The organism is Paenibacillus sp. SEL1 (assembly GCF_054602535.1).
Genome location: NZ_CM137723.1, coordinates 5303298 through 5317496, shown reverse-complemented (window position 1 = coordinate 5317496; position 14199 = coordinate 5303298). Strand labels below are relative to the sequence as shown.

The window sequence follows — 14199 nt, the reverse complement described above, 5'->3', positions numbered from 1 at the left end:
GGAATTACGATGGAAGCTTTCACAACATTAAAAGGAATTGTAGCCCCTGTGGATCGGGTGAACGTGGACACAGATGCTATCATTCCTAAGCAGTTTCTGAAACGAATTGAACGTACGGGCTTTGGACAGTTTCTGTTCTACGAGTGGCGGTTTGATGAAGCGGGCAATATCAATCCTGAATTTGAACCCAACAAGCCTCGTTATGCAGGAGCGTCTGTGCTGATCTCTCGCGCTAACTTTGGCTGCGGCTCCTCACGTGAGCATGCGCCCTGGGCGATTATGGACTATGGTTTTCGTTGCGTAATTGCGCCGTCTTATGCGGATATCTTCTATAATAACTGTTTCAAAAACGGTATATTGCCGATCAAGCTATCTGAAGAGCAAGTAGAGGAATTGTTTCAGCGTACGGCGCAGCATGATAACTACCAATTGAACGTAGACCTGAATGAAAAAACAATCACTGACGACTATGGTCTGAAAATTGAATTCGATCTGGATGAACATCGCCGTCAATTCTTGCTACAAGGCTTGGACGATATTGGCCTGACACTCCAGCATGAATCTGAAATTCTGGCGTATGAACAAAGACGCGCTGCGAAACAAGGCGTATAATCATATTTCCCAGTTCAGTATCAATACGAAGCCATATAGCTTGCTCATTTGTTAGACAGAAAGCCCGTACTGGCAATTCTTTTGCCTGCGGGCTTTTATTATGCTCAAACAATAAATTGGAAAATAAGGGGTTGACGGTTCGACTCAGCATGGTATTGTAAATGTAAATTGGTTGAAGGACTGTGTCTGTGAGAAATACCAAAAAATACATATATAAGTTAGGGGAATGAGGATGAAGAAATATGGTTGGGTGATACTAGCGGCTATCTTGATTTGGTTATGGCCGTCCTCCCCTCATGTGAATGCGGCTGGAGCAGATTTGTTTTTGGATGGCAAAAGAGTGGAAGCGCCTGCGGATGCCAAACCTGAAATGGTCAATGGAAAAATCATGGTACCGCTCCGGGTGGTTGGGGAGCAGCTGGGGTATCAGTTCAAGTGGGAACCACAAGCCTATAAAATCTCAATCCAAAAAAACAGTACCGATATGTCTATGTATGTAGGCCGTACATCGGCTGATGTGAATGGAAAAACAGTAAGTCTGGATGCGCCTCCTGTACTTCGGGGCAATTCGACCATGGTTCCATTGCGTTTTGTTGGGGAGCAAATGGGGCTGAAAGTAGATTGGAATAATAAAAGTAAATCCGTAAATCTCAGTCAAAAGGCTGCAATTCAACAAGCGAATAAACAGTCTCAATCCCAACCATCGTCGCAAACGTCAACACAGAGTACAACTAGCACCAATAAAACGTCTTCAGCAACAGCGACGACAATAACCCCAGTTGAAGCAGACAAGCATACTGAAGCTACATCTTCACCATCCAAGCAGCAGAATACAGAACAGACCGCAGCGAATGCGTTGCTTGTACAAAATATTACTTTTGAGGGTGAAACGTTAAAGATTTCTTTGAACAAAGATGTTACCCCTAAAGTATCCAAAATGACGGGGTATGATCGTATTGTTGTAGATTTACCAGAAGCTTCAATGACGACTGATTTTCTTCAGCCATTCCCGATTCGTAGCGATGGTACGCGGGCGCTGACGAATAGTAACAGTGAGGATGTGCAGGAAATTAGATTTGCTCCGACAGATGGACCAAATGGGGGCGTACGCATTGTCATTGCTTTAAATCAAGCACGTGATTACGATCTATCAACCAATGGCCTAGGCGATATCACCCTTCAATTGCGTGAGCATAGTGTGAATCCAGTAGCGGTAACACCAACGAATGTCGAAGGACGGCGAATCGTCGTCATTGATCCCGGACATGGTGGCAAAGACCCTGGAGCAGGTAGTGTGACTGGGCGACATGAAAAGGAATTTACATTGGCGGTAGCGTTAAAAGTCGAGCAGCTTCTGCAAAATGATCCTGACATTCAAATCGTATTGACTCGCAATGGAGATACGTATCCCACGTTGGATGAACGACCACAACTCGCTAATAGTCAGCAGGCAAGCGTGTTTGTATCTATTCATGGTAATAGTATGCAAGCTTCAGATAAAGGAAAAACCAATGGCTCTGAAACCTATTATGCACGTCAGGACAGTTTGGCACTGGCAAAGACGATGCATAAATATCTTGTAGCGGCTACCGGATTTAAGGATAATGGCATCAGGGTGGCAAACCATGCAGTGACGAGAAAATCACAAATGCCTGCTGTATTGCTGGAATGTGGCTACCTTAGTAATCTGTCCAATGAAGCAGCCATGTTTTCAGAAGAAACACAGGAGAAGATTGCCGAAGGTATTGTCGATGGGTTGAAGGAGTATCTTGGAACGGGCACAGGAGCAACTGAATCACTTAACTAAGGATGTTAGCAATAAAAGCTACTTTCCACCTTTTAATGAAAATTCATGGGGGTGAAAAGTAGCTTTTTTAGTTTTTTTAGCTGTGACTTTTGACGGAAAACGAATGATCTATATTTTTAGTCAAAATTCGACAAAAATAGTTCTTTGGCACGTATATTTCTGTTATGATGGAATATATTCGCAACTTTTGGTGTGAGATAACGTCTAAAAGGTTGTCTGATATTACATAAGCGCGTATATCAGGTCGCCGCACCGGAGCATGTGGCAAAAAAATTATGAATGGAAGGGTGACGAATGAAGAAATTTGGTTTTTTGTTGTTATTATTTGTCTTCATGTGGGCGGTTCCGGGTTATGGACATGCGGCTTCGAGTGGAACACAAATCTATCTCGACGATCAACAGTTAAGTGTCCCTAGTGGTGCTAAGGCACAAGTAATTGGCGGAAGTACAATGGTTCCGCTACGCGTAATTTCTGAAAATTTGGGATATGACGTGACATGGAAGCAGCAGGCGCGAACCATAACGATTGAGAAGGACAGTACCTCGATCCGAATGATAATCGGAAGTAAGACGGCGACTGTCAATGGAAGCGACATTAGTCTGGATGCTTCGCCTCTGCTGCGTTCCAATTATGCCCTTGTACCGCTTCGTTTTATCGGCGAGCAAATGGGACTGGACGTAAAATGGGACAGCAGCTCCAAGTCCGTAAAATTATATACCCGCAGTAGCGGGTCTGGAAACGGGGAATTTACACCTCCCAAGTCTGGAAATAACAGTACAGGTACTGGAAGTGTAACTGCACCAACGAATAATGCGAACTCAGGTGTTACACAGGTGCAGGGAGTCAGTTTCAGCCAAAACCGTTTAACCATCACCACAGCCAGTGCCGTCAAGCCGAAAGCGTTTACGATGACAGGCCCTGATCGGGTAGTGGTGGATTTGCCGGCGACTGCGTTTGCTGACAATTTTGGAGACCAGCAAAAGCTGGATAGCAACTTAAATGGTTCGCTGGACATTGAGAATGAAGCGGATGTGTCCGGTATCCGGTATGCTTTGTTCCAAAAGGAACCTTCAACGGTGCGCGTTGTTATTGATTTGAAACATGCCATGAATTATACCGCATATAATGATGGAACGAATCGTGTTATCGTCGATCTGGCTTCCAAGGATTCAGTGAATACCACGCCAGACGCAACGTTACCAGATGGCTCACAGCCGGATGACACGCAGACATCACCAACTAACAGCAATGGTAAAAAAGTCGTTGTTATTGATGCTGGTCATGGAGCAAAAGATTCAGGTGCAGTTGGTGTGTCGAGAAAAAATTATGAAAAGACCTTCAACCTGGCTATGGCTCTGAAAGTAGAAAGCATATTAAAGCAGAACCCCAATCTTGAGGTTGTGCTGACACGCAGTGATGATACATTCTTGGAGCTTAAACAGCGCGTAAAAGTAGCTGAAAACCTTAATGCTAACGTGTTCGTGTCCATTCATGCTAACAGCAGCGGTAGCTCAGCTTCCAACGGTACAGAGACGTACTACCAGCGTAGTGCAAGCAAAGCGTTCGCTAACGTTATGCATAAGTACTTTGCTCCTGCGACGGGTCTGACAGACCGAGGCATTCGTTATGGCAATTTCCATGTAATTCGGGAAACGACTATGCCAGCCGTATTGCTTGAAGTAGGATATCTGAGTAATGCAAAAGAGGAAGCCACACTGTTTGATGAAGATTTCCAAAATCGGGTAGCTCAAGGGATTGCAGATGGAATCACAGAGTATCTCGACGTAAAATAAATCTTCAACAAATCGCTTGTCAACGTCAAGCAAGGAGGGGGACATATGAACAAGAAAATCGTAATTGCAGGCCTGCTGGCATTGTTCGCCATTGCAGGTGCAGGGTGTGCCTCTAAGCAAACATCGGCTCCTGCGACTCCATCTCAGGAAACACAAACTTCTAATGCACAAAATAGTACACCTGAACAGACGACCCCTGATCCATCGGCTCAGTCTGCTGAGAATAACGGGGCGAGTCAAACACCTGCATCTCCGTCAACAGAGCCTACAAAGACCAAGACGGACACGGAAAATTCAGGAGATCGACAAACACAGCAGATTACGGTGTACTATACGGATACACAAGAGAACGGCTTGAAAGAACAGAAAAAGGAAATTACCTATCCAAGCGAGCTGGAAAAATTGCAAAAAACGTTTGAAGCTCTGCAAAAGAGTGGGGATTCTGCTCTAATCCCGTTGTGGTCCGAGAAAATTTCCGTGCATAAGATCAAATTGGATAACGGTGCATTGACTTTTGATATTTCCCTGCCGGACGAGGCTCGATTGGGAGCTGGCGGCGAGGAATTGGCTATCGATGCCTTGAAGAAAACGATGTTCCAATTCAAGGAAGTCAAAACGCTGGATTTGCTCGTAGATGGGCAATCTCTGGAGTCCTTAATGGGACATGTAGATTTGGATCATCCGATGAGTCGCTAACCGATCAGACGGTATGAAAATTTCTTGGGGATTTACACACTTTTCACGTGCAATCTGTGACAGATAATGATAATATAGGAGTGTATTTCTCGCCTATGCAGGCAGTCATGCACAAATAGTATTCGTTTCTTTCCGGATGATTATTTAGAGTGACCGTCTTGATGCGGGCTATCCCGTATCAAGACGTTTTTTTTGGTAGGAGGTAGGATTTCCGTGAATGCAGCAACCGCACGTCATATATTGGACACCATCGGTACAATGTTTCCGGATGCCCATTGTGAGTTGAACCATGACAATGCTTTTGAATTAACGATCGCCGTGTTATTGTCTGCTCAATGCTCCGATCAGATGGTCAATAAAGTAACGGCAGACCTGTTTCAAAAATACAAGTCACCTGAGGATTATTTGGCTGTTCCTCTTGAGGAACTGGAGCAGGATATTCGCAGAATCGGCTTGTACCGAAACAAGGCCAAGCATATTCATAACCTCTGTCGTATTTTAATAGACCAGTACGGGGGAGAGATACCTTCAGAGCACGATCAACTGGTTAAGCTACCCGGTGTCGGCCGCAAGACGGCTAACGTCGTAGTATCTACTGCTTTTAATGTACCAGCTATTGCGGTAGATACGCATGTAGAGCGTATTTCCAAACGGCTCGGTTTTGCAGGGTGGGATGATTCAGTGCTTGAGGTGGAAAAAAAGCTGATGAAGAGGGTACCTAGGGATGAATGGTCTTTGACCCACCACAGGCTTATTTTTTTCGGACGCTACCATTGCAAAGCTCAAAATCCTCAATGTCAGGTATGTCCGTTGCTTGATGTGTGCAGGGAAGGCAAGAAACGTATGAAAACGTCTCTTATCAGAAAAGATAAGGAACGTAGAGCTTAAAGACCCACAGAGGTAACAAAGGGTTTAACCATTTATGTGTAGAAAAGGATGAAGAGTATGAAGTGCATTTCGGTATATACAGACAATTTTGAAGCGTTCTCTGATATTTTTGAGCAAATTGTAACAACAGAATTTGCTGAAAACGAAGAGCGCGAGCTTGAGGGAATCACGGTTAGTCATTCCGGTGATGTACCTGAGCATTATCTGGAGCGTATGTCACAAAAGCCAGAAGTGGTCGTAATGAAGGACAAATCCCGTGGGATTACGATTTTACAGCATGGTCAAGTATTTGAAATTTTGCTGCCAGTGCTTGAGACTGCAGCCAATTAAGTTCAATTAGCGGACGACATGCGTTGCATGTTCCGGTGTAGGCGGCTCGGCTGGTTTATCCAGCCCGAAGGCGCATTATACATGAACCTTGCAGACCATCCTGATATGGCTAGGGCCTATTCCAATGAAGTGTGCATACATTTTGCACCCTGAATTATGGTATCGCGTTCCCCGTGTTCCAAAAGGTGAATGTACGTGATGAGTAGGCTCACCCGTTGTATACATATCTTGCTTCGTCGTTGTCCTTTAAGTGGGCTTTGATGAAATGCATTCGGTTGCCAAAATACTTATTCCTAATGATCCGTTTTGGACAGAATAAAATGAACTTATTATTATCATGTACAAAAACAGCGTTCCCTAAAGCCAGGTACTGGCGGGGAGCGCTGTTTAGTTTTTTTGATGTGATGATTCTCACAACGGCTTAGGAATGCTACAATATAGCTATTTGATGCAGACAAGTGATAAGGAGTGGAACCGTAGCTTATGATGCAAACGATTACAGGAGATGCGGGAAAGTGGTTGGATACGATAGAACAGATACAGAATACATTGCGTAAAGCCGGGGACGAAGCGGGAGCGAAGGCGACAGGTGATCTGCTGGAAAAAGCATATGTGCAGGAGCTGACCATTGCCTTTTGTGGACATTTTTCAGCGGGTAAATCGAGCTTGATTAACAGCCTATGTGGTAAAACCGTGCTGCCATCTGGACCAGTGCCTACGAGCGCTAATGTAGTGTCCATCCGTTATGGGCATCCGAGAGCGCTCATTCATCCAGTCAAATCAGCGGAAAATCCAGAGCCGGAAATCGTGGAGGCCTCCCTGTCCGAGCTTGCTGAGTATTGTAAAAATGGTGGAGCCTATGAATCGGTTCAAGTGTGGGAGGATGTTCCCATATTATCTAGCGGAGGAGTGTTGCTGGATACACCAGGCGTAGATTCCACAGACCACGGACATGCGCTGGCGACACATTCTGCTTTACATTGGGCAGATATTGTTTTTTATGTGATGGATTACAACCATGTCCAATCTGAAAATAATTTGTCCTTTGCCAAAAGTTTGTCGGATTGGGGCAAGCCGTTATATTTGATTATCAATCAAATCGATAAACACCGGGAGCGTGAGCTTTCATTTACACGTTATCGTAATGAGGTGGAGACTAGCTTTCATGCCTGGCAGGTTCATTATACGGATATCCTCTTTACTTCCTTGAAGGAGCAGAATCATCCATGGAACCAGTGGAAACAGTTGACGCACCTGATCCCGAAATTGCTGGAGCGAAAAACAGAGCTTTTGGCATACAGTTTAGTGTCCTCTATGCACCATTTGGTAGAGCAACATGTGGAGACTGTGCAGGCAGCTGAAGAAGAGGAACTGAACACACTGCTAAAAGAAGCAGGTGGAGAAGAAGCCATTTTGCGCCTGGATATAGAGCAGAAAACCTTGCAGCAAGAAGATGAACACTGGAAGATGCTTCCGGAGCAGGAGCGTAAACGACTGCGTCAAGAGCTGGATCATCTACTGGAACACGCACATTTGACGCCAGCGGAGCTACGTGAAGCGGCAAGCGAATACTTAGAGAGCCGCAAGCCGGGCTTCAAAACAGGACTATGGTTTGCAGGAGGAAAGACTGAGCGAGAAAAGGAAAGCCGTTTGGAACGGCTGACAGGAATGCTGACTGATCAGGTGGAGGGACAATTGCTTCCTCATGTGCGGGAGCTACTGAGGTCTTGGGGTGACGGTCAGGGTTTGTGGTCCGCTGCGATGGAGCAGGAGCTGGATGACATCCGCCCTGTAACGGATCGAAAACTGGTAGAGCAGACGGTGAAGGAAAATGCGTTGTCGCCGGAGTATACGTTGAACTATTGCAAGGATCTACGTGCTGCTGTGACCGCCGATTGCCGCCGCAAGGCGCTTACGCTAGTAGACCGCCTGCTGGCCCAGCTTGCAGTGCGAGCCGAAGCCCGCCGCGCGGCTCTCGCGGATGCGCGCACTGCGCTGCTGGCGCAGGCGGAGGCGGCGAGCCGCTACAGCACCCGCGTGCAAGCTTCGGCTTCGCACGCCAGCCTGCTGCGCAGCTTGCTGCCTCAGGCTTCCGCGCCAAGCGGGTTGCCCCGTGCGGACGCGCCTGCACCTGCGTCCGATATCTCCGCTGCTGCCTCGCCAGCTGCGGCGCCAACGGGCGTTGCGCGTCCTGGTATCGCTGGCTCGCGGAACGCATCGGCGCAGCCGCTAGCAGGAACGGCGGCAGCACAGCCTGCCGCCGGAGGCCGCCGCACGCGGCTGGATGCAGTAGCGGCCCGATTGAAGGCCGCCGCTGCCCTGGTAAGCCCATACCCTGCCATGCAAACGGCGGTACGGGATTTACATGCCCGCGCCGCTGCGCTGGAGGGTGGGCAGTTTACGCTGGCGCTGTTCGGAGCGTTCAGCGCTGGGAAATCTAGCTTCGCCAACGCTTTGCTGGGTGAAGCTGTGTTGCCCGTATCGCCGCATCCGACGACAGCGGCGATTAACCGCATAATGGCGCCTGCAAGTGCTGAGCGCCATGCCACGGCTGACGTCCATATGAAATCAGTGGACGCGTTGCGGGAAGATCTTAAATACTCATTTCGGCTATTAGGATTGGGGGAACCAGCGGCAGCGGGCTGGCAAGAAGCCGTTCATGCTTTATCTCCGGAAGGCATCCATCCTGCGGGTAGGCCTCATTATAGTTTTTTGAAGGCTGCCGCAGCGGGATGGGAAGAAGCTGAAAGCTTGCTGGGACAACAGCTTCAGGTGGATTTAGAGCAGTATCGGGATTTTGTTGCGTCTGAGCACAAATCATGCTTTGTGGAGCATATCGACCTTTATTATGATTGCGCTCTGACCCGTCAGGGCATCGTGCTAGTGGATACGCCTGGAGCGGATTCTGTGAATGCACGGCACACAGGCGTGACCTTCAACTATATGAAGCATGCGGACGCTCTTGTATTTGTCACCTATTATAACCATGCGTTTACGCAAGGCGACCGACAGTTCCTGAACCAACTAGGTCGAGTTAAAGAGACCTTGGCGCTCGATCAGACGTTTTTTATTGTGAATGCATCAGATCTAGCTTCTTCTGAAGAAGAACTTCATTCTGTTACCCGGCATGTACAGGAACAACTACAGGCGAATGGAATCCGAAAGCCACGCATTTATCCGCTTTCCAGTATGCTGGCGTTGGAAGCTGCCGAACAGGGAGAGGCTTCATTGCGTTCAGCTTCACGTTTTGATGCATTTGAAGATGATTTCTCGGCATTTGCAGCCGAAGAGCTGGCAGGTCTGTCCATTGCTTCTGCTATGCAGGAACTGAGCCGGCTGCGGAACCGCATAGAGCAACATGCAGCCGATGCCCGGTATAGCGTGGAAGAACGTGAGATCCGATTCGAGCGATTAACTCGCATCCGTGGGGAATTGGAGCATACGCTCCTAGACCTGACTGACAGCAACGGTGCATCTGTGTTATCGGGCGAAACCGATGAACTGCTGTATCATGTACGTCAAAGGCTGTCCTATCGGACTGGAGAATTTATGGCAGAGGCGTTTCATCCATCTGTTCTGCGTGAAGGAGTAGGTGATCTTCGTTCGGCTTTTGCATCTTGTGGTCGTGAACTGATGCGTTTAATCGAACTGGAGCTGTCTCAGGAATTACTGGCAACCACACTTCGGCTAGAAAAAACGGGACAAATTTTGGTGCACAAGGCTATACAACAATGCGTAGAACACATGAACCATCAGTTGCCAGGACTAGATTGCACAATTCCTGAATCCAGAAAATGGGCTGTTCCCGAGCTGAATGAAATTTCCCTGCAGGAGTCCATTCATTGGAAGGATTATTGGAATAGCTTTAAAAATCCAAAGCTATTCTTTGAAGGAACTGGTCGAGCGAATCTACAAACCAAACTGGAGCCGATATTACGCGAGCGAATCGGGGAAGCTGTGGATCAGCAACGAGAACGAATGTCTTCTTTTTACGTTACGCTGATGCAGGAGGAGCAAATGTGGCAGAAAGCTCAGCTTCGAGAGCAAATGCTGGAGACGACTCGTGGCATGGAGCATGCGCTTATGGGCGGTGAGCAGCCACAGGTTTGGGAAGAGCTTGCTGGCAAGATTGCGGCTTTGGAGTAAAGATAAATAAGTACACCATTTATTTAAGTTCAGGACACCGGGTTGTGGGACAACCCGGTGTTTTATGCATGCTCCAAAAAGAAAGCAATACTGAGTAAATAGCCATATTCAATAATAAGAAAGCGATTTAATTTGTCTAATCACCCACCAATTGATAACCTGCCTGAATACGGCTCGTTATCCTCTTTGCCGCCTTGGAACGCGAATGGTAAACTTCACTAAGCCATATAACAACGTCGTGCAACTAATGGAGGGACATTGACATGGAAGTGCTCAGGCAACTGCAAGTTTTTTTTCGCGAGAGGAGACACTATCTGTTTCTTTCTATTTTATGCCTTGCGATAGCTACGGCTCTGGGACTGGTGTATCCGAACCTGCTCCAAAGGCTCATTGATAACGCTATCATTCCAGGTGACTTCGGGAAAGTCCCGGCGCTGGCTCTGACTGTGCTGGGAGTAGTCATCATCAAAGGGTTCATGCAATTTTTACATGGTTTTTTTGGTGGACGGCTAGGTAACTATCTGGCGTACCGACTCCGCAATGCTTGTTACGAAAAGCTGCAATTTCTGTCCTTCAGATATTATGACACTGCCAAAACGGGTGATCTCATGTCCCGACTGACTGGTGATTTGGAGGCAATTCGTAACTTTATTGGGTTTGGTTTTGCCCAACTCCTCAATGTGCTACTGATGGTCGTATTCGGCTCTATGATGATGCTGTATATTAACTGGCAGCTCACCCTCATTACGATGATCAGCATGCCATTGCTGCTCTTCGTCACATTTAAGTTTGAATCCCGGATTCATCCCACCTTTCAGGAAATGCGGATTGCCCTTAGCGCCTTGACGACAGCGGTCCAAGAAAATATAACAGGTGTGCGAACCGTCAAATCTTTTGCCCGCGAATCCTATGAAGTTGAGAAATTTTCAGTACGTAATGAACAATACAAGAGTAATCAAATTCAGGCTGCTTCCTTATGGAGTCGGTTTTTCCCCGCTATGGAACTGATTGCTTCTGTCAGTGTGGTCCTTCTGTTGGGCATGGGGGGGTATCTGGTTATTCAGAAGTCAATGACCTTGGGGCAGCTCGTCGCTTTCTTTAGCTTAATTTGGTATATTATCGGCCCCATCTGGAGCATTGGCTTTCATATCAATAACTATACGCAGTCCAAAGCTTCTGGTGAAAGGGTCTTGGAACTGCTAAATCAGTCCATAGATGTAACCGATGAAGCTGGAGCACTTACACTCAATGCTGATCAGGTGGAAGGACATGTTACGTTTGAACATGTTACCTTTGCTTACGGAAATAAGCTTCCTGCTGTTGTTGACATCAATTTAGACGCACCGCCAGGATCAGTCATTGGAATTTTAGGAGGAACGGGGTCAGGGAAGTCTACCATTATTCAATTACTCATGCGCGCTTATAATGTGAATGCAGGAAGTATCAAGTTGGATGGCAAGGATATACGTCACTTAAAGATTCGCGATTTGCGTGCTCAAATTTCTTCCGTGTTTCAGGAGACGTTTTTGTTTTCGTCCTCTATACGCAACAATATTTCATATGGTTTAAGCCATGTCAGTATGGATGACATCATACGCGTTTCCAAACTGGCTCAGGCGCATGAATTCATAACTGAACTACCGCTGGGATATGACACTGTCGTCGGAGAACGTGGATTGGGACTGTCCGGAGGACAGAAACAACGGATCGCCATCGCGCGCGCACTACTCAAAAATCCGAAGATTCTGGTTCTGGATGATGCTACCAGTGCGGTCGATATGGAAACAGAGCATGAAATACAGACCGGTTTTCAAGAGGTTATGCGTGGTCGAACAACATTCATAATCGCTCATCGAATCTCTTCGCTTCGTCATGCTAATGAAATTGTGGTGCTTGAGGAAGGACGAATCGTTCAGCGTGGAACACATGAACAGCTCATTGCTACTCCAGGTCCATATCAGGATGTGTATCATATTCAATACGCCGATTACATAGCTCAGGCTCCAGACGGTGTATCCGAAGGGCAGGTGAGACCATGAATATACCCGCAGAAAAAGTCAAACCGTTAAAAAAACCAACGAATGAGCGCTTTGTCTATCAAGATGATGATGTCATTGACAAACCGTTTAACTGGTCAGAATTCAAACGTTTGTTGGCATACATGAAGCCTTATGCCCGTCAGATTTTGCCGATCCTTCTGGTCATGATGATTCTCGGCACCATTACCAAACTGACTGTTCCTTATTTGATCAGTCTGGCCATTGATAAAGCAATTGCTCCCGCATGGCCTGCACTGCCCAGCGTAAAGTTGCTGTTGCTCATCACGGGTGCCGTGCTCTTGTTATATTTAATTCAATGGGCAGCCAGCACGTACCGCATTAAATTCACCAATATTATCGGTCAACGGGTTATTTACGATTTGCGTGAAGATTTGTTCAAGCATATTCAAAAGCTATCTTTTAACTTTTTTGATAAGAGACCGGCAGGTTCTGTATTAGTGCGCGTGACGAATGACATTAACTCGCTACAGGATCTATTTACGAACGGTGCAGTGAATGTCCTGATTGACTGCGTACAGCTTATCGGAATTATTGTCATTTTGCTGCTTATTAACTGGAAGCTCGGTTTAGCGGTAATTGTCACTGTTCCGATCATGTTTTTGATCTCGACCAAGCTGCGCGTACGTATCCGCCGCGCTTGGCAAGAAGTGCGTATGAAGAACTCGCGTATCAACTCTCATTTGAATGAGTCTATTCAGGGGATTCGTGTGACACAAGCATATACGCAGGAGCAGGAAAACATGGCTTATTTCGACGACATGAACAGCTCTAGCAAAAAGTCGTGGGATAAGGCTTCTGCCATGAATCAGGTCTTTGGCCCACTTATTGATATTACCGGAGGATTTGGTACGCTTGTGCTGTTCTGGTTTGGAGCGCATTTAATTCAGACAGACCAACTTACGGTGGGACTACTGGTTGCGTTTGCCAACTATGTTGGGAACTTTTGGGAGCCGATTAATCGGCTGGGCCAAATGTATAATCAGTTACTGGTTGCGATGGCTTCGTCAGAACGAATTTTTGAGTTTATGGATGAACAGCCGAATATTGCAAACAAACCGGGAGCAATAGCCTTGCCGCCCATTCGGGGAGACATCCAATTTGAAAAGGTCATTTTTGAGTATGAAAAGGGACGTCAGGCGCTTAAAGGTATTAATCTTTCTGTCGAGGCGGGTCAATCTATAGCGCTTGTGGGTCATACCGGATCAGGTAAAAGTACAATTATTAATCTGCTAAGCCGTTTTTATGACATTACGTCAGGGCGGCTTACGATTGACGGTCATGATGTGCGTGATGTCACGGTGGAGAGCTTGCGAAGCCAGATTAGCATCGTACTTCAGGATACATTTATTTTTTCGGGGACGATCCGTGATAATATTCGATTTGGCCGTTTGGATGCAACGGATGAGGAAATTGAAGCGGCTGCGAAGGCGGTCAATGCTCATGAATTCATTGTTCACTTGCCAGCTGGCTATGAAACAGAGGTAGAGGAGCGGGGGGGAATGCTGTCCATGGGCCAGCGACAGCTCTTATCCTTTGCTCGTGCCTTGCTGGCTAATCCGCGAATTCTTATCCTAGATGAGGCCACAGCTAGTATTGATACAGAAACGGAGTTGAAAATTCAGGAGGCTCTTCAGGTTTTACTAGAAGGCAGAACTTCTTTTATGGTCGCTCACCGTTTGTCCACCATCCGTAATGCTGATCATATCGTTGTACTGGATCATGGGGAAATCCAAGAAAGTGGTAATCATGAACAATTGATGAAAAAACATGGAATATATCGGGGGCTGGTGGAAGCACAGTTCAGATTTTTGTAAAAAAAAGATCAAAAAATCGCGTTTTTTGTAAATTTTAATGCCGAGCACTATT

At 46.7% G+C, this 14199-nt stretch carries 9 protein-coding genes; all 9 read left to right on the top strand.

Annotated elements, in window-relative coordinates:
• The first annotated feature begins 9 nt into the window (after positions 1-9).
• The 9 genes from leuD (at position 10) to ACYCSE_RS24280 (ending at position 14147) form a co-directional block, all read left to right on the top strand.
• Entirely contained in the window at positions 10-612 is a 603-nt protein-coding gene (gene leuD / locus ACYCSE_RS24320; protein ID WP_250261147.1) for a 3-isopropylmalate dehydratase small subunit, read from the top strand.
• A 232-nt stretch (positions 613-844) separates the two neighbouring features.
• A complete protein-coding gene (locus tag ACYCSE_RS24315) occupies positions 845-2419 on the top strand; it encodes an N-acetylmuramoyl-L-alanine amidase (RefSeq protein ID WP_452567025.1) in 1575 nt (524 codons plus the stop codon).
• 294 nt (positions 2420-2713) lie between these two features.
• Positions 2714-4213 carry an N-acetylmuramoyl-L-alanine amidase gene (locus ACYCSE_RS24310; RefSeq protein ID WP_446674724.1) on the top strand — a complete coding sequence of 500 codons (1500 nt, stop codon included), beginning with the start codon at positions 2714-2716 and terminating at the stop codon, positions 4211-4213.
• A 45-nt stretch (positions 4214-4258) separates the two neighbouring features.
• Entirely contained in the window at positions 4259-4909 is a 651-nt protein-coding gene (locus ACYCSE_RS24305; protein WP_459700361.1) for a GerMN domain-containing protein, read from the top strand.
• 213 nt (positions 4910-5122) lie between these two features.
• Entirely contained in the window at positions 5123-5797 is a 675-nt protein-coding gene (nth, locus tag ACYCSE_RS24300) for an endonuclease III (protein WP_023989081.1), read from the top strand.
• A 57-nt stretch (positions 5798-5854) separates the two neighbouring features.
• A complete protein-coding gene (locus ACYCSE_RS24295) occupies positions 5855-6127 on the top strand; it encodes a hypothetical protein (RefSeq protein ID WP_013310628.1) in 273 nt (90 codons plus the stop codon).
• A 483-nt stretch (positions 6128-6610) separates the two neighbouring features.
• The gene (locus ACYCSE_RS24290; RefSeq protein WP_459700358.1) at positions 6611-10273 is read left to right on the top strand and encodes a dynamin family protein; all 3663 of its coding nucleotides are present in this window, start codon (positions 6611-6613) and stop codon (positions 10271-10273) included.
• 263 nt (positions 10274-10536) lie between these two features.
• Positions 10537-12312, top strand: coding sequence for an ABC transporter ATP-binding protein (locus ACYCSE_RS24285; RefSeq protein ID WP_061831566.1), 1776 nt, complete (start codon positions 10537-10539; stop codon positions 12310-12312).
• A complete protein-coding gene (locus tag ACYCSE_RS24280) occupies positions 12309-14147 on the top strand; it encodes an ABC transporter ATP-binding protein (RefSeq protein WP_061831567.1) in 1839 nt (612 codons plus the stop codon). Before ACYCSE_RS24285 ends, ACYCSE_RS24280 begins: the two co-directional genes overlap by 4 nt.
• The last annotated feature ends 52 nt before the right edge of the window (positions 14148-14199 follow it).